At 75.2% G+C, this 15,739-nt stretch carries 13 protein-coding genes; 7 read left to right on the forward strand and 6 right to left on the reverse strand.

All coding sequences use genetic code 11. The features are described 5' to 3' along the window. Positions 1 to 315: 315 nt before the first annotated feature. From AB0O09_RS09200 to AB0O09_RS09210, 3 genes are read right to left on the reverse strand one after another with little or no spacing between them, the layout of a single operon-like run. Positions 316 to 2,667, reverse strand: a complete 2,352-nt coding sequence (locus AB0O09_RS09200; RefSeq protein ID WP_363540905.1) for a hypothetical protein — start codon at positions 2,665 to 2,667, stop codon at positions 316 to 318. Positions 2,668 to 2,716: 49 nt separating this feature from the next. Continuing rightward, positions 2,717 to 4,549, reverse strand: coding sequence for an ATP-binding protein (locus AB0O09_RS09205; protein WP_363540906.1), 1,833 nt, complete (start codon positions 4,547 to 4,549; stop codon positions 2,717 to 2,719). 23 nt (positions 4,550 to 4,572) lie between these two features. Then, positions 4,573 to 5,820 carry a helix-turn-helix domain-containing protein gene (locus AB0O09_RS09210; RefSeq protein ID WP_363540908.1) on the reverse strand — a complete coding sequence of 416 codons (1,248 nt, stop codon included), beginning with the start codon at positions 5,818 to 5,820 and terminating at the stop codon, positions 4,573 to 4,575. A gap of 158 nt (positions 5,821 to 5,978) precedes the next feature. On the opposite strand from AB0O09_RS09210, the gene AB0O09_RS09215 reads away from it, so the two are divergent. Further along, positions 5,979 to 7,136, forward strand: a complete 1,158-nt coding sequence (locus AB0O09_RS09215) for an acyl-CoA dehydrogenase family protein (RefSeq protein ID WP_363540910.1) — start codon at positions 5,979 to 5,981, stop codon at positions 7,134 to 7,136. A gap of 13 nt (positions 7,137 to 7,149) precedes the next feature. Beyond that, on the forward strand, positions 7,150 to 8,829 hold the full coding sequence (locus AB0O09_RS09220; protein ID WP_363540911.1) for a class I adenylate-forming enzyme family protein: 1,680 nt from the start codon (positions 7,150 to 7,152) through the stop codon (positions 8,827 to 8,829). Positions 8,830 to 8,842: 13 nt separating this feature from the next. On the opposite strand, the gene AB0O09_RS09225 is transcribed toward AB0O09_RS09220, so the two are convergent. Then, complete coding sequence (locus AB0O09_RS09225; protein WP_363540913.1) at positions 8,843 to 9,115, reverse strand: hypothetical protein; 273 nt, start codon at positions 9,113 to 9,115, stop codon at positions 8,843 to 8,845. Between the two features lie 112 nt (positions 9,116 to 9,227). On the opposite strand from AB0O09_RS09225, the gene AB0O09_RS09230 reads away from it, so the two are divergent. Next, positions 9,228 to 9,560 carry a cupin gene (locus AB0O09_RS09230; protein WP_344622760.1) on the forward strand — a complete coding sequence of 111 codons (333 nt, stop codon included), beginning with the start codon at positions 9,228 to 9,230 and terminating at the stop codon, positions 9,558 to 9,560. A 6-nt stretch (positions 9,561 to 9,566) separates the two neighbouring features. On the opposite strand, the gene AB0O09_RS09235 is transcribed toward AB0O09_RS09230, so the two are convergent. Next, positions 9,567 to 10,169 carry a TetR/AcrR family transcriptional regulator gene (locus AB0O09_RS09235; RefSeq protein ID WP_363540914.1) on the reverse strand — a complete coding sequence of 201 codons (603 nt, stop codon included), beginning with the start codon at positions 10,167 to 10,169 and terminating at the stop codon, positions 9,567 to 9,569. 109 nt (positions 10,170 to 10,278) lie between these two features. Between AB0O09_RS09235 and AB0O09_RS09240 the strand changes: the two genes are divergently transcribed. From AB0O09_RS09240 to AB0O09_RS09255, 4 genes are all read left to right on the forward strand, one after another. Then, positions 10,279 to 11,853, forward strand: coding sequence for an MFS transporter (locus tag AB0O09_RS09240; RefSeq protein WP_363540915.1), 1,575 nt, complete (start codon positions 10,279 to 10,281; stop codon positions 11,851 to 11,853). Positions 11,854 to 11,975: 122 nt separating this feature from the next. Next, positions 11,976 to 12,254 carry a Sec-independent protein translocase subunit TatA gene (tatA, locus tag AB0O09_RS09245; RefSeq protein WP_363540916.1) on the forward strand — a complete coding sequence of 93 codons (279 nt, stop codon included), beginning with the start codon at positions 11,976 to 11,978 and terminating at the stop codon, positions 12,252 to 12,254. Positions 12,255 to 12,376: 122 nt separating this feature from the next. Then, positions 12,377 to 13,642 carry a hypothetical protein gene (locus AB0O09_RS09250; protein ID WP_363540917.1) on the forward strand — a complete coding sequence of 422 codons (1,266 nt, stop codon included), beginning with the start codon at positions 12,377 to 12,379 and terminating at the stop codon, positions 13,640 to 13,642. Then, positions 13,639 to 14,172: an ion channel gene (locus AB0O09_RS09255; RefSeq protein ID WP_363540918.1), complete on the forward strand. Its 534-nt coding sequence runs from the start codon at positions 13,639 to 13,641 to the stop codon at positions 14,170 to 14,172. The genes AB0O09_RS09250 and AB0O09_RS09255 overlap by 4 nt, the downstream gene beginning before the upstream one ends. 9 nt (positions 14,173 to 14,181) lie before the next feature. On the opposite strand, the gene AB0O09_RS09260 is transcribed toward AB0O09_RS09255, so the two are convergent. Continuing rightward, positions 14,182 to 15,732, reverse strand: coding sequence for a protein kinase (locus AB0O09_RS09260; protein WP_363540919.1), 1,551 nt, complete (start codon positions 15,730 to 15,732; stop codon positions 14,182 to 14,184). Between the last annotated feature and the right edge of the window lie 7 nt (positions 15,733 to 15,739).

A 15,739-nucleotide genomic window follows, 5' to 3' on the forward strand; every position in this document is an offset into this window, starting at 1 on the left:
GCGGACGGCCCGCTCCGGTGCCCGGTCCGCGGGCGCCGCGGCAGGGGCCGGGGCGGGCCGTCCGCGGCCGCCCCTGGCCTTCTTGCCGCCGCCCGGCCGGCCCCGCTTCGGCACGTCCGCCACTCCTCGCCGCCCCTGGTGGCCGCGCCGGCCACGCTCCGATCCTGCGCCCCACCTTGCCCGATCGAACGCGCGGACGCACATGTCCACCGGGGCCGGGGGCGCGGCAACCGCAGGGCCGGCGGGCGGACGTGACGGACATCACGGACATCCGCCTCCGGGGCGGGGGCACCGGCCGGCCGGTGCCCCCGCGCCTCAGAGTCCGTACCGGCGCACGACGTCCTCGTGCCGGGCGGTGTCCGCGCCCGCCGCCTTCGCCAGGTCGAGCCAGCTCAGCGGGTGCTCCCAGTCCGCCGTCAGCCGCTGCAGCAGCGCGTCTGCGTCCGCCGAGGTGGCGGTCGGCGGCACGCCGAGGGCGGCGTAGACGCCGGGCAGGCCGACGTCCCCGCCGGCCGGGTCGGTGACGGCGTACTGGTCGCCGCTGTACGCCCACAGCCCGTAGCGCTCCTCGGCGAGCGCACCGCGGAGCGCGAACCAGGCGTCCTCACCGGGCCAGGCGCCGTCCAGCCAGTGCGTGGTGTAGCCGGCCGGGTCGAGCAGCGCCAGCTGCCGGAAGACCGGGCGCCACGACTCGCGCTCGGTCCCGTCCTCGGGGCGCTCGTTGAGCACGGCCGGACCGAAGACGACGACGTCCCGGTGGTTGAGCGGCACGTCCTCGCCGAGCACCGGCACGATCCGCGCGGTGGCCGGCCCGGTGCGGACGGCGGGCAGGTCCACGCTCGCCCCGTTGACGCGGGTGGTGCGGACGGTGACCATCTGCCACTCCTCGTCCACCGGCCCCTCGTCGGCGTCGAACTCGATGCCGATCAGCGCGCCGGTGCTGCGGACGACCGCCCAGTCCCGGTTGGCGGTCGCGGCGGTGATCAGGTGCCACAGGTCGGGCTCCTGGACGGTGCGGTGCTCCTCGTCCTCGCCCGCCCGGTCGGCGGGCACCGCGTGCTCCAGCAGTTCCTGGTACAGCCGCTGGGCCCGCGCGTGGTCGCCGAGGCGGGTGGCCGCGGTGGCGGCGAGCCGGCGGGTGTTCAGCGCGTCCGGCTCGTGCGCGAGGACGCCGTCGCAGTGCTCGCCGACCTCCTCCCAGCGGCCCTGCTCGGCGGCCCAGCGGGCCCGGATCCAGTGCGCCTCGGAGGGGTTGGCGGGCATCAGCCGGTCGGCGAGCCGGCGGACGCCGTCGCCGTCCTCGGCGTCGATCAGCACCTGGCCGAGCATGCCGGACAGGTGCTCGTCCGCCGGGTCCTCGTCGAGGCGGGCCCAGAGCAGGTCGGCGGCGGCCCGCGGGTGGCCGAGCGCGTCCAGCGCCCGCGCCCGTTGCAGGACGAGCGCCGCCGCGGCCTCCTCCGACCCGGCGCTCGCCGCGGTGAAGTGGTCCAGCGCCTGCTCGAAGGTGACCCGGCGGGTGCCGAGCCACTCCGGCAGTTCGGCGGCCGGCACCGGGGTCTCGGGCAGCGGCAGCGCCTCGGCGGCGGCCCTCAGCCCGACGAGCCGTTCGGCGACGCCGTCGGTGCGGCGCAGCTGCCCGAGCTTGCGCTCGCCGGTGGCGGCGAGGGTGAGGGCGACCGTCCGGGCGCCGCGGGCGACGGCCAGCCGGCCGGCGATCAGTAGTAGGTCCAGGCAGGGCCGGTGCGAGCCGGCGGTGTCCAGGTAGGCCACCCACCGGGCGAGCCGGACGCCGAGGGCGGCGTCGTTGTCGAGCTCTCCGTGCGGCAGCGCACCGGCCTCGGCGAGGGTCTGCACCGCGGTCGCCCAGCGGTGGCGGATGTCGGGGTAGCGGTCCGCCTCCTCCCCGTCCGGCAGTTGCTCCAGCGCCTGCGCGCTGCGGCCGAGCGCGGCCAGGGCGACGGCCCGGCCGGCGGCGAGCTTGCGCCGGTCGTCGTCGTCGAGCTGGTGGCGGGCCGCGTAGGCCCGTTCCGCGGTGTCGTAGGCCGCCAGGGCGTCCTCGGGGCGGCCGAGGTTCAGCAGCGCGGTGGCCCGGCTGTGCCCGAAGGCCAGCGAGACCTGGTCGCCGGCCGCCTGGATCCGGGCCTGGGCGCGGTCCAGGTGGGTGAGGGCGTCGGCGGGCCGGCCGTCGTCCTCCAGGGTGTCGGCGTACTCCCGGGACAGGCAGTCGAAGCAGGCGCGGGCGGGCTCGACCCGGGCCAGCGTCTCCTCCAGCACGGCCAGCCGCTCGGCGACGTAGCCGGGGCCGTCGATGTTGGCGTGGCAGATGGTGAAGTCCTGCACGGCGCAGACCGACTGGGGGCAGGAGGCGGTCTCCTCGCGGTGCGCGAACTCCAGCAGGTCGACGGCCTCGGCCATCGCGGCCTCGCCCTGGTGGCGCTTGTTCAGCAGGTTCTGCATCCGCCAGTGCCGCAGGAACACCTCGACCCACGGCAGGCCGAGCGCCCGGGCGGAGGCGAGCGCCTCCGGGTACATCGCGTCGAGCTGCTCGTTGCGGCCCTCGACGGCGTGCCCGGCGATCTCCACCAGGGCGGCGGCGAGCCGATGGTGGCCCGCCTCGGACAGCTGCTCGTGGGTGTCCCGCACCCAGGCCCAGATGTCGGTGGTCATACGGTCTGAACTCCTCGGATGAGTGGGGTGCGTCCCCGCAGGGCCGGCCTCAAGCCCAGGTCAGCGCGGCCACCGCGGTGCCGATGCCGGCGAGGGCCGCGGTGAGGTCGCCGTTGGCGGAGCCGCCCGCGGCGGCCATGATCACCTTGAGCGACCGCAGCAGCCCCACGGCGGTGGCGCTCCCGGTGTGCCCGGCGCGGTAGGCGGTGAGCAGGTCCTGGACGGCCGGCGAGGCGAGGTTGAGGTAGAGCCGGGCCTTGACCGTGCCGTCGGTGCGGGCGGTGAAGGCCCGGGCGAGCCGCAGCGCCGCGGAGGGGATCCGGGCGTCCGCCTGGTCGTCCTCGATGCGGGCCTTGAGTTCGGCCTCCCGGTCGGGCACGAGGACGAGCGGCAGCCCCGGCGGGTCGAAGCGGGCGGGTACGAGCTGTTCGCCGTCGTCGGCGAGGGCGGCGGCGAGCCAGGCGGTCTCCTCCGCGGCGAGCGGCTCCGCGGGGTCGCGGAAGAGTTCGCGGTTGCCGCTCTCGCTGCCGAGTTCGACGATCCGGCAGTCCTTGAGCTGGGCGTACCGCCGCAGGAACGGCAGGACGGCGTACCGGTCGCCGCGGGCGATCGGCACCTGCATGGCGCGGTAGAGCATCTCCTCGAAGCCGCCGCCGCTGCCGAGGGCGACGTGCAGGGCGCCGCGTCCGGCGGCGCGCAGGGCGCCGGCGGTGAGGTCGCCCTGGGAGGTGGGGACGGGGACGTCGTCGGCGAGCAGGGTGAAGAGGCGGTCGTCGCAGAGGGCGGCGCCGAGGAGGTCCTGGCCGTGCCGGGCCAGGATGCGGCGCCAGGCGGCGGGGTGCAGCCTGGCGGTCTCGTAGAGGCCGTCGACGACGGCGTCGGCGAGGGCCTTCTGCAGGGCGCGGTAGTGCTCGTCGCGCTGCAGGTCCTCGCGGCTGGCGGTGGGGGTGAGCCGGCTGGACTCGACGACGCCGCCGATGAACCCGGCCCAGCCGGGCAGCAGGTCGCGGGCGTCGTCGGCGAGCAGCATGCCGCGCAGGTAGACGGCGAGGTCGCGGTTGTCGGTGGAGCCGTAGGTGCCGCCGTCCTGGACCCAGAGCAGGCCGACGGCGTCGGTGGCGCCCTCGACCGGGGTGACGGGGAAGGCGGTGAGCGGCTCGAAGCGGCGGCCGAAGGCGGAGGCGAAGCGCATCCGGGCGGTGTGCGGGTCGCCGTCGACGTCCTGCCGCCAGGGCACCGGGACGTCGTTGACGGGGTGTTCGTCCTCGCCGACGTGCACCGGGATCGGCAGTAGGACGCAGTAGCGGCCGAGGACCTCGCGCAGCGCCTCCTCGTCGGCGAGGTGGCCGTGTTCGGCCTTGAGGCGGAGTTCGACGGCGGTGCCGGGGGCGGGCCGCGGTTCGACCGGTTCGACGCTGTACTGCTCGCCGCCGCGGCTGCGGTAGCGGTGGCCGAGGCCGGGTTCGCGGTGCGAGGTGGTGGTGACGGTGACCTCGTCGGCGACCGAGAAGGCGGAGAGGAACCCGAGGCCGAAGGCGCCGATGAGGTCCTGGTTGCCGGTCAGGTCGCGCAGCATCCGGGTGTAGCCGGTGCCGACGGTGGCGAGGTAGGCGTGGATCTCGGGCTCGGTGAGGCCCGCGCCGGTGTCCTCGACGGTGAGGGTGCGGCGGGCGGCGTCGGCCCGGACGCGGATCACCGGGGCGGCGGTGGACTCCGGGTCCTCCAGCCGGCGGCGGGTGTGCGAGTCGTGGGCGTTCTGGACGAGTTCGCGCAGGGCGACCAGCGGGGTGGAGTAGAGGTGGGTGGCGAGCACGCTCACCAGCCCGCCGAGGTCGACCTCGGTCGTACGCAGATTGTCGGCGGGCGGCAGACCTTGGGACATGAGGCCGGATTCTGCCAGTACGACTATCCGTCGACCAGCTCTTTTCCCGTACCGGACGGGGAGGCCGCGGGCAGTCCGAGGACGGCGCGGGCGGCGGGCTCCAGCAGTCCGGCCGCGGCCGTCCCGCTGCCGCCGGGGCGGTGCCGGACGCCGTCGTTGACGACGGCGAACATGGCGTGCACCCGGATCCGGGCCTCGGCGGTGTCATAGTCGGGCCGCACCTGCTGGAGCAGGCCGACCCAGACCCGCAGGAAGTCCCGGCGGAAGTCGACGGCGGCCCGCCGGTCGGCCGGGTCGAGCCGTTCGGTCTCGCTGAGCATGGCGCCGAGGTAGTGGCTGTGCCTGCGGGCGAAGTCCAGGTAGGAGCGCAGGCCGGCGTCCAGTGCCCCGGCCGGCCCGGTGCTGTCGGCGATCGCCCCCTCGACCTCGTGCCAGAGCCGCTCGCGGCTGCGGACGAGGGCCGCGGCGAGCAGCTCGGCCTTGGTGGCGAAGTGCTTGTAGACGCTGGGCCCGGCGATGCCGACGGCGGCGCCGATCCGGTCGGTGGAGACGTTGTCGAAGCCGCGCTCGTGGAACAGCCGGACGGCGGCGAGCAGCAGTTCCTCCCGGCGGGACTCGCCGGCGGCCGGGGCGGCGGGCTGTACGGCAGGTGGGGCGGGCGGCCCGGTGCGGTCCCCGGCCCGCGGGGCGACGGCGAGCAGTTCACCGCCGATCCGCCGCAGCAGCGTCTCGAACCAGCGGCGCGGCGGCGCGAAGGTGTGGTACGAGAGGCTGCCGTACCCGGAGAGCAGCGACCAGCAGAGGAACTCGGCCTGTTCGGCGGAGAGTTCGGGACGGGAGCGGGCGAGGGTGCGGGCCATCGCGCGGACGTCGGTGCGCAGTTCCCGGCGGAGTGCGGCGCGCTGCGCGGGGGCGAGCAGCCGGGCGTCGCGGTGCCAGAGGGTGCCGAGGGCCCGGTGGTCGACGGCGGCCGGGGCGAGTGCGGCGCACAGGTCGGCGGGGCTGCCGGCGCCCGCCCGCACGGCCGTCCGCAGCGCCTGGAGGTCGGTGTCGACGGCGCGCAGCAGCAGTTCGGGCTTGCTGCGGAAGTGCCGGTAGAGCGCGGGGGCGGTGATGCCGACCTCGGCGGCGACGTCGGCCATGGACACCAGGTGGTAGCCGCGCCGGTGGAACTGCTCCGCGGCGGCGGCGAGGATCTGCGCCTTCCGTCCGGGCGGTCGGCGCACCACCCGCCCCGCCGCGCCCGCCCCGGGTACGCGCTCCGCCGCCACGTGCGCTCCTCCACCTCGCCGATGATCGACGCCAGGGTAGCAAGGATTCACTTATGCGCCTGTGACCTGCGCGGAAAAGCCGCCGAGATGCTTTACAGCCGCAGCTACCGGCGATTAACTTGTCTGGCGATCAGCCGCCTACCGAAGGGAGCGCCGCCGTGCGCCGGACGGTGTTCAACGAGGACCACGAGGCGTTCCGGGCGACCATCCGGGACTTCATCGCCAAGGAGGTCGTCCCGGTCTACGAGAGCTGGGAGGCGGCCGGCCACCCGCCGCGCGACTTCTACCGCAAGCTCGGCGCCCTCGGCGTGTACGGCATCGAGGTGCCGGAGGAGTACGGCGGCGCCGGCGAGAGCGGCTTCAAGTACCAGGCGGTCGTCACCGAGGAGGTCGCCCGGGCGGGCGTGAGCTTCGGCTCGTCCGGCGTGCACACCGGCCTGGTGCTGCCGTACCTGCTGGAGTACGCGAACGAGGAGCAGAAGCAGCGCTGGCTGCCCGGCTTCGTCTCCGGCGACATCATGACGGCGATCGCGATGACCGAGCCGGGCGCGGGCTCCGACCTGGCCGGCATCGCGACCACGGCGAAGCTCTCCGAGGACGGCACCCACTACGTCCTGAACGGCGCCAAGACCTTCATCACCGGCGGCGTGCTGGCGGACCTCGTCCTGGTGGTGGCCCGCACCGCCCCGTACGACCCGGCGAACCGCCGGGCGGGCCTGTCGATCCTCTGCGTGGACACCACGTCCGAGGGCTACGCGGTCGGCCGGAAGCTGCAGAAGATCGGCCTGCGCACCTCCGACACCGCCGAGCTCTCCTTCACCGACGTCAAGGTGCCGGTGGAGGACCTGCTGGGCGAGGAGGGCAAGGCCTTCAGCTACCTCACCCACAACCTGGTGCAGGAGCGCCTGGCGATCGCCGTGGGCGCGTACGCCGCGGCGGCCGCCGCGGTGCGCTTCGCGGTGCAGTACGTGAAGGACCGCAAGGTCTTCGGCCAGGCCGTCGCCGAGTTCCAGAACACCAAGTTCACCCTGGCCGACTGCGAGGCGCAGGTGGTCGCCCAGCAGTCGATGGTCGACCGCGCCCTGGAGCTCTACCAGAACGGCGACCTGACGGTCGCGGACGCGGCGGCCGCCAAGCTGTTCTGCACCGAGTCGGCCTCCGACGTGATCGACAAGTGCCTGCAGCTGCACGGCGGCTACGGCTACATCCTGGAGTACCCGATCGCCCGCCTCTACACCGACAACCGGGTGTTCCGGATCTACGGCGGCACCAGCGAGGTCATGAAGACCATCATCGCCAAGTCGCTCGGCCTGTGAGGCCGGAGGGCCGATGACCGCCGCACCGGAGGACTCGCTCGCCGCCGTCGCCCGCGCCCACGCGGCCCTGGCCGCTCCCGGCGCGCCGTTCGAGGCGGAACCCGGCCCGCGGGGGCCGCGGTACGTCCGCGGCCCCCGCACCCTGCGGGAGGTGTTCGACGCCACCCTCGCCCACGGCGACCGCCCGTTCCTGGTGGCGGGCGACCGCACCTGGAGCTTCGCCGAGCACCACGCCGCGGCCTCGGCCCTCGCCCACCGCTGCCGCACGGTGTACGGGCTGCGCCCGGGCGACCGGGTGGCGATCGCGATGCGCAACCTGCCCGAGTGGCAGGTCGCGTTCTGGGCGGCCCAGGCCGCGGGCCTGGTCGCCGTCCCGCTGAACGCCTGGTGGGGGCCGCAGGAGCTGGCCCGGGCGCTGGACGACTGCGTGCCCGGCCTGGTCGTCGCCGATCGGGAACGGGCCGCGCGGACGGCCGCCTGGGCGGCGGCCCGCGGGGTGCCGCTGCTGACCGTCGGCGCCGACGGCCCGCACGACCGCTTCGAGGACCTGCCGCCGGCCGGCGCGCCCGCCCCGGAGCCGTCCGTCGGCCCGGACGACCCGGCCACCCTGATCTACACCTCGGGCACCACGGGCCGGCCCAAGGGCGTGACCGCCAGCCACGCCAACTGGTGCGCCGGCGCACACACCCCGCGGTTCTTCGCGGCGGGCGCGGCACTCCTGCGGGGCGACTCGCCGGCGGCCGCGGCGCCGCCGACGGTGCTGATGACCTTCCCGTTCTTCCACGTCGCGGCCTTCACCTCGGTGTTCCTGGCGATGGCCGCGGGCGGCACGGCGGTGCTGATGGACCGCTGGGACCCGGACGCGGCCCGGCAGCTGATCGCCCGCCACCGGGTCACGATCTTCGCCGGGGTGCCGACCACGGCGCTCGGCCTGCTGGACGCGGCGGAGGCCGCCGGCGACCCGCTGACGGGCCTGACCATGATCAGCACCGGCGGCGCCCCGGCCCCGCCGGGTCTCGCGGGGCGGATCGCCCGGCGGTTCGGCGGACGGGTCGAGGCCCGCAACGGCTACGGCCTCACCGAGACCTGCGGCGGGGTGACGGCCCAGGTGGGCGCCCGCTACCTGGCCCGGCCCGAGTCGATCGGCCGGCCGTGCCCCGCGGTGGAGGTGCGGATCGCGGACGCGGACGGCGCACCGCTGCCGGACGGCGAGATCGGTGAACTGCTGCTGCGCGGCCAGCCGGTGTTCGGCGGCTACCGGGGCGACCCGGACGCGACCGCCGCCGCGTTCACCGCCGACGGCTGGTTCCGCACCGGCGACCTCGCCCGGCTGGCCGACGGCGAGGTGCAGGTGGTGGACCGGTTGAAGGACGTGGTGATCCGCGGCGGCGAGAACGTCTACTGCGGTGAGGTCGAGGGCGTGCTGCTGGGCCATCCGGGCATCGCGGACGCCGCGGTGGTCGGTGTCCCGCACCCGCTGCTCGGCGAGGAGGTGGCGGCCGTGGTGGTGGCGCACACCGGTGCGGCCCCGGACGCCGCGGAGGTCCGCGCGCACGTGGCGGCCAGGCTGGCCGCGTTCAAGGTGCCCGCCCACGTGGTCTTCCGCGACGGGCCGCTGCCGCGCAACCCGACCGGCAAGATCCTCAAGCAGGCGCTGCGCCAGGAGGCCGGGGCGGCGGTGCCCCGGCCCTGACGACGGCGGCGGCTCAGTTGGCGGAGGCCGTCCGGCCCTCGGTCCGCCAGGCCTCCAGCCCGGCCAGCGAGGCGGCCTTGGCCTGCTGCATCGCCCGGCGCGCCTGCTCGCTCGGCGGGACCTCCATCCGGTTGACGTAGTCGCGGCCCGCCGAGGCGAGGGTCGCGCACGCGATCGCCGTGCCGGCCAGCGAGAGCACGGTGCCGATGCCGGCGAGGACCACGCCGGTACCGAGCATGGTGCGGTTGACGCGGAATCCGTTGCTGAACTTCTGGTTGGTCGCCATGCATCCACGATCGGGCCCCGCCGGAGGGCCCGCACGCCGAGCGGGTCCGGGTGCGGCCGGATGCCTGACAGGTGTCTGATGGATCGGAGCGCCGAGCCGCGAGGAGGCCGCGATGACCGAACCCGTCCGCGTCGACATCGACGCGCTCGCCGACGAACACGCCGCACTGGCCGCCGCCCACCCGCACGGGCGCAGCGCCCATCTGGTGCTGCACGACGGCGTCCTGCGGCAGACCGTCATCGCACTGACCGCGGGCAGCTCGCTGGACGAGCACAACGCCCCGGTCGCCGCCAGCCTGCTGGTGCTGCGCGGCCGGGTGTCGCTGACCATCGCCGGTCGCCAGCAGGAGGCGTCGGCGGGCGAGCTGCACGCCATCCCGCAGGAGCGGCACGGCCTGCTCGCCCACGAGGACTCGGTCGTGCTGCTGACCGCCGTCACCAACTGACGGCGGTCAGCCGGCCGCCGACCGGGCGCCGGCGGCCGGCAGCACGGCGGCACCGACCAGCCGGAGCCCCTCCAGGAACTCCTTGCCGTCCGGGGCGAGTTCGGGGGAGACCAGCCACTGGGTGGCGAGCCCGGCGAGCAGTGCCTGGTAGAAGGCGCCGCGGGCCAGCTCGTCCGGGGTGTCGGGCACCTCGGGCACGCCCTGGAACATCGCGGAGAGCCCGAGCCGGGCCTCCTTCTGCGCGCCGCCGAGCACCTCGCGCAGCTCGGGCGAGTGCTCCATCTGCGCGAGGATCTCGATCTGCACCGCCCACAGCCCGCGGTGCTCGGTGAAGCTCTCCACGACCTTGTCCCAGGCGGCGACGAAGCGCTCCTGGGGGTCCGTCTCCTCGCCGAGCGCGGCCAGCACCCTGCCGAGCTCGTCGCCCCACTCCCCCATCGCCTCCATCATCGCCCGCGTCAGCAGGGCGTCCTTGGAGCCGTAGTGGTAGCCGATGGCGGCCAGGCTGACGCCCGCGGACGAGGCGATGTCCCGGGCGGTGGTGCGCCCGTAGCCCTTCTCGAGAAGGCAGCGCTTGGCGCCGGCCAGCAGGTCCTCGCGATTTCCCATGCCCCGATGCTACCGCCGGACTGGACGATCGTCTGGCACGGTCGAGTGACACGATTGATTTAGACGCTCGTACTAGACAAGCGTTTCACACGCTCGTACAGTCACTGCCATGACCGCAACCCACGGCCGCGCCGGCCGACGCGAATGGACCGGACTCGCCGTCCTCCTGCTGCCGACCCTCGTCCTGACCATGGACATGGGCGTGCTCTTCTTCGCCGTCCCGTTCATCTCCACCGACCTGCGGCCGAGTGGCACCCAGCAGCTGTGGATCATGGACATCTACTCGTTCCTGCTGGCCGGGCTGCTGATCCCGATGGGTGCGCTGGGCGACCGGATCGGCCGGCGGCGGCTGCTGATGCTGGGGGCGGCCGGGTTCGCCGCGGCCTCGCTGCTGGCGGCCCGGGCGGACGGCGCCGGCGGGCTGATCGCCGCCCGGGCGATGCTCGGCGTGGCCGGGGCCACCGTCATGCCCTCCACGCTGGCGCTGATCCGCAACATGTTCCACGACCCCAAGCAGCGCCAGGCCGCGCTCGGCATCTGGACGGCCGCGCTGATGGGCGGCGCCACCCTCGGCCCGGTGGCCGGCGGGCTGCTGCTGGACCGCTTCTGGTGGGGCTCGGCCTTCCTGGCCGCCGTCCCGGTGATGCTGCTGGTGCTCGTCGCGGCGCCGCTGCTGATGCCCGAGTACCGCGCACCGCGGCAGGGCCGCTTCGACCTCCCCGGCGCCGCGCTGTCGATCGCCGCCGTCCTGCCGGTGGTGTACGGCGTCAAGACCCTCGCGGTGGACGGCTGGGCCGCGCCGCCGCTCACCGCGCTGGCCGCCGGGGCACTGGCCGCCGCCGCGCTCGTCCGCCGACTGCGCACCGCCGAGCACCCGCTGATCGACCCCGCGCTGTTCCGCATCCGCACCTTCACCGGGGCGATCACCGTCAACACCGTGGCGATGTTCGCGATGATGGGCTTCACCCTCTACACCTCGCAGTACCTGCAGCTGGTCAAGGGGATGAGCCCGCTGACCGCCGCACTCTGGGCGCTGCTGCCCTCGGTCGGCGTCGCGGCGGCCGCCGGGTCGGTGGGCGCGCTGGCCGGGCGGGTCCGGCCGGCCGTCCTGATGACCGCGGGCTTCCTGACCGGTGCGGGCGGCTACGCGCTGATGGTCCTCGTCCGCCCGGACACCCCGCTCTGGCTGCCGCTCACCGCGGCCGGGGTGATCGCGGCCGGCTCGGTCGGCACCATGACCCTCACCACCGAGATGGTCGTCTCGGCCGCGCCGCCCGAGCAGGCCGGCGCCGCCTCCGCCGCCTCCGAGACGGCCTCCGAGCTGGGCGGCTCGCTGGGCATCGCGGTGCTCGGCACGGCCGGCGCCGCGGTCTACAAGTCGCGCCTCTCGGACGGCATGCCCGCCGGGGTGGCCGGCGACGCCGCCCGGGCCGCGCACGACACGCTCGGCGGGGCCGTCACCGCCGCGGCCGGGATCGGCGGCCGCACCGGGGCCGAGCTGCTGGCGGTGGCGCGGAACGCCTTCGCCGACGGCATGCACGTCGCCGCGGTGGCCGGTGCGGTCTTCCTGATCGGTGCCGCCCTGGTCGCCCACCGTCTCATGAAGCACCTGCCGGCCGGTCCGACCAGCCGTCCCGCGCCCGAAATGGTCCAGACCACAACCCAAGAAACACCTGCATTTTGACCGTGGTTTCCGGACCGGTGTATACGCCCGACGACTCGGCCAGGCATACTGGCCGGAGTCGGGCACAACCGTCCGGCGTCCTAGAAACGACGAGAACTCCTCGGAAGGACCGGTGGTCAGGGATGTTCCGTAACGGTCTCGAGCCCTGGCACATCCTCGTGATGGTGGCAGTGCTCGTCCTGCTGTTCGGCTCGAAGAAGCTCCCCGAGATGGCCCGTGGACTCGGCAAGTCCATGCGCATCCTCAAGGCCGAGACCAAGGCGCTCCGCGAGGACGACGCCCAGGCCGAGGGCCAGAACGCCACCGCCTCCTCGACCGCGGCCGACCAGCCGCGTCCGGCGGTCAACCCGAGCAGCATCACCACGTCGGCCGAGACCAACAAGTCGGCCACCAACGCCTGAGACCACCCCGGAGCCGCCGGTACGTCACCCGACGTACCGGCGGCTCCGGCGTTCGCGCCGACTGGCCCGACCGCCGGAGCCGGTGTCTGCTGGGACGGACGCATCCCCGAGTGGAGGCACCGATGGCCAGCAGCACGCCGGACGGGCCCGACCGGCCCGCTCCGGCACCGTCACCGGCACGGCGACCACTGCGCTCAGCAGCGGCCGCCGTGCTGATCGTGCTGGCGGTGCTGCTCACTCCCCCGGCGGTCGTCGCGGCCTGGGCGAAGTCCGAGATCAGCGACCCGGACCGGTACGTCGCGACGATGGCGCCGCTCGCCCACGACCCGGCGGTGCAGGCCGCCGTGACGAACCGGGTGACCGCCGCCGTCGTCGAGCGGCTGCCGGTCGACTCGCTGGTCTCCGACCTCGTCCCCGGCGGCTCGCCGCTGCTGGGCGCGCTGCTGCAGCGGCTCGGCTCGGCACTGGAGGGCGGCGTCACCGGGCTCGTCCACGACGGGGTGCAGCGGCTGGTGCGCAGCGACGCCTTCCCCGCGATCTGGGACGGGCTCAACCGTGACGCGCACGCCGCCGTCGACCGGGCGCTCACCGGCGAGGGCGGCGGCGCCGTCGAGGTCCGCGGGAACACCGTCACCCTCGACCTCGCCCCGGTGATCGACCGCACCAAGCAGGCGCTGGTCGCCGACGGCGTGCCGGCGGCCTCGCGCATCCCGGAGATCCACACCTCGTACGTGCTGGTCAGGTCCGACCAGGTGGCACACGTCCGGACGCTGCTGCGGCTGCTGTCGCTGGCCGGGTACTGGGTGGCGGTGCTGGCGGCGGCCTGCGCGGTGGGCGGGGTGCTGCTCGCGGTGCGGCGGCACCGGGCGGCGGTGGCCGCGGCCCTGGGGGCGGCCGCCGCGGCCGCGCTGCTCGGCCTCGGGCTGACCGCCTTCCGGGCGGTCTACCTGGACCGGCTGCCCGCGGGCGTCGACCAGGAGGCCGCCTCCGCGGTCTACGACACCCTCGTCCGCTACCTGCGGGACGCCGTCCGGCTCGTGGTCGTGCTCGGCGTGCTGGCCGCGCTGGGCGCCTGGCTGTCCGGCCGGAGCCGCTCGGCGGGCGCGGTGCGCGGGTTGTGGGAGGCCGGGCTGGGCGGGGTCCGGACGGCCGCGGGGCGGATGGGGCTGCGGCCCGGGCCGGTGGGCCGCTTCGTGCACCGGTTCAAGGCCTGGCTCTGCTGGGCGGCGGTCGGCGCGGCCGTGCTCGTGCTGCTGCTCTGGGACCGTCCGACCGCCGAGGTGGCGGTCTGGCTCGGAGTGGCGCTGCTCGCCGTCCTCGCGGCGGTGGAACTGCTCGACGAACCGGGCACCGGCCCGGCAGAGGGAACCGGGGAGGTCCGGGTATGAGGCAGCGGCCGAACCTGTGGGGCCTGGTGACCATGCTCGGCGGGCCGGCGCTGATGCTGACCGCCTGGTTCCTGGTGCCGATCGGGGCCTTCGGCCCGGAGCACCCCGCAGTCAGCTGGACGACGTTCGCCGTGGCGCTGGTCGTCCTGGCCGCCGCGCTGATACACGAGATCTGGTCCGAGCTGACCGAGCGGCCCGGCCACCCCGCCTTCGTCATCATGGTGCTGATCGCGGCGGCCCTGATCGTCTTCGCGACGGCGTACCTCTCGCTGGCCCGGACCCCGGGAACGTTCAACGGCATCATGACGACCCGGCTGGACGCCCTGTACTTCACCGTGATCACCATGGCCACGGTCGGCTACGGCGACATCACCCCGGTCAGCCAGGAGGCCCGGGGCATCGTGATGCTGCAGATCCTCTACACGCTGATCTTCCTGACCGCCGGCGCGACCTCGGTCAGCCGGCGGACCCGCAACCTGGTGGGGCGCCGGATCGGCCGCACGCCGGAGGGGTCGTCCGGCCCGGACTGAGCGGGCCGCTCAGTCCGCCTTGGCGTGCACCGCGGCGGTGATCGCGGCGAGGCGGGTCTGCCAGGAGGCGAGGACGGCGGGCGGCAGCGCGTGCCGCTTGCCGAGGTCGCGGACCGTCCGCTGGGCCGACTTCAACTTGTCCTCCGCGGCCGAGAAGTCCTGCTCGCCGATCGCCTCCGAGGCCGCGTCGAGGGTGCGCAGCAACGACTCCTTGCGGTCCTTCTCCTTGGCCAGCTCGGTGTCGGCGACGTCGGAGCGCAGGTCGGCCAGCGCCGCCGCGGCGGTCAGCCGGCCGGCGGAGGGCGAGGCCGATCGGGAGGGCGAGGCCGAGTCCGTCGGGGTGGGCGTCGGCGAGGGGACCGCGGGGGCGGTGACGGAGACCGAAGCGCCGGGGGTCGCGGCCGCCGCGGTGCCCTCGCCGTCCGGGCCGCCGCTGAACGCGAAGGCCGCGACCGCGGCGACGCCCACCAGCACGGCGGCGCCGGCGCCGGCCAGCAGCCAGGGGTTGCGGCGCTCGGGCTCGTCCGACCCGTCCCGGTCGTCGGCCCAGGCCGGGGCGGCGGACGGCGGCATGTCCATCTGCGGCAGCAGCGAGGTGCGGTGCTGCTCCACGTACGGCTGCCCGCCCGCGGCGGGGAAGGGCGGGGGCGTCGGGAAGCCGCCCTGCTGGGCGGCCACCGGCGGGATGACCTGGGTGGCGGCGCCGAGCAGTTCGCTGGTGCGGTCCTGGGCGGCGGCGACCGGCACGGCGGCCAGCAGCTCGGCCCGGGCGGCGCCGGCGCCCGCCGGGCGGTCCTCGGGGTTCTTGGCCAGCAGCCGCATGATCGCGACGTCCAGCGCGGGCGGGATCTCCGGGCGGCGCAGCGAGACGGGGGCGGGCTGCTCGGAGACGTGCTTGAAGGCGATCGCGACGGGGGTGTCGGCGGTGAACGGCGGGGCGCCGGTGAGCATCTCGGTGAGCACGCAGCCGACCGCGTAGAGGTCGGAGCGGCCGTCCAGCGGGGCCGCGGTGGCCTGCTCCGGCGAGAGGTAGGAGGCGGTGCCGAGGACGGCGGCGCTCTGGGTGAGCTGCTGCCCGGCGGAGGCGTTGGCCCGGGCGATGCCGAAGTCCACCACCTTCACCCCGCCGTCGTCGGAGATCATGATGTTGCCGGGCTTGACGTCGCGGTGCACCACGCCGGCGTGGTGCGCGACCTCCAGCGCCTCGCAGACCGCGGCGGCGATGCCGACGGCGCGCTCCACCGGCAGGATCCGCTGCTCGGCGAGCAGCCGGCCGAGCGTCCGGCCCTGCACCAGCTCCATGACGATGTACGGGGAGCCCTGGTCGACGCCGGAGTCGAAGACCATGACGATCCGCGGGTGGACCAGCATCGCGGCGAGCTGGGCCTCGCGGCCGAAACGCTCGGCGAAGCGCGGGTCGTCGGCCAGGCCGCCGTTCAGCACCTTGACCGCGACCTGCCGGCCGAGCTGGTGGTCCGTGCCGCGGTAGACGGTGGCCATGCCGCCGACGCCGAGTATCTCGGTCAGCTCGTAGCGGCCGTTCAGCGCGCGTCCGATCACCCGTCCG

Origin of the sequence: Kitasatospora sp. NPDC093679, from assembly GCF_040683455.1 — a bacterium.
Classification (GTDB): Bacteria; Actinomycetota; Actinomycetes; order Streptomycetales; family Streptomycetaceae; genus Kitasatospora; species Kitasatospora arboriphila.

Bases quoted from the DNA above. Each gene is read 5' to 3' on its own strand.
- AB0O09_RS09200 (WP_363540905.1), bottom strand. From the start codon at position 2,667: ATGACCACCGACATCTGGGCCTGGGTGCGGGACACCCACGAGCAGCTG.
- AB0O09_RS09205 (WP_363540906.1), bottom strand. From the start codon at position 4,549: ATGTCCCAAGGTCTGCCGCCCGCCGACAATCTGCGTACGACCGAGGTC.
- AB0O09_RS09220 (WP_363540911.1), top strand. From the start codon at position 7,150: ATGACCGCCGCACCGGAGGACTCGCTCGCCGCCGTCGCCCGCGCCCAC.
- AB0O09_RS09225 (WP_363540913.1), bottom strand. From the start codon at position 9,115: ATGGCGACCAACCAGAAGTTCAGCAACGGATTCCGCGTCAACCGCACC.
- AB0O09_RS09230 (WP_344622760.1), top strand. From the start codon at position 9,228: ATGACCGAACCCGTCCGCGTCGACATCGACGCGCTCGCCGACGAACAC.
- AB0O09_RS09235 (WP_363540914.1), bottom strand. From the start codon at position 10,169: ATGGGAAATCGCGAGGACCTGCTGGCCGGCGCCAAGCGCTGCCTTCTC.
- AB0O09_RS09240 (WP_363540915.1), top strand. From the start codon at position 10,279: ATGACCGCAACCCACGGCCGCGCCGGCCGACGCGAATGGACCGGACTC.
- tatA (WP_363540916.1), top strand. From the start codon at position 11,976: ATGTTCCGTAACGGTCTCGAGCCCTGGCACATCCTCGTGATGGTGGCA.
- AB0O09_RS09250 (WP_363540917.1), top strand. From the start codon at position 12,377: ATGGCCAGCAGCACGCCGGACGGGCCCGACCGGCCCGCTCCGGCACCG.
- AB0O09_RS09255 (WP_363540918.1), top strand. From the start codon at position 13,639: ATGAGGCAGCGGCCGAACCTGTGGGGCCTGGTGACCATGCTCGGCGGG.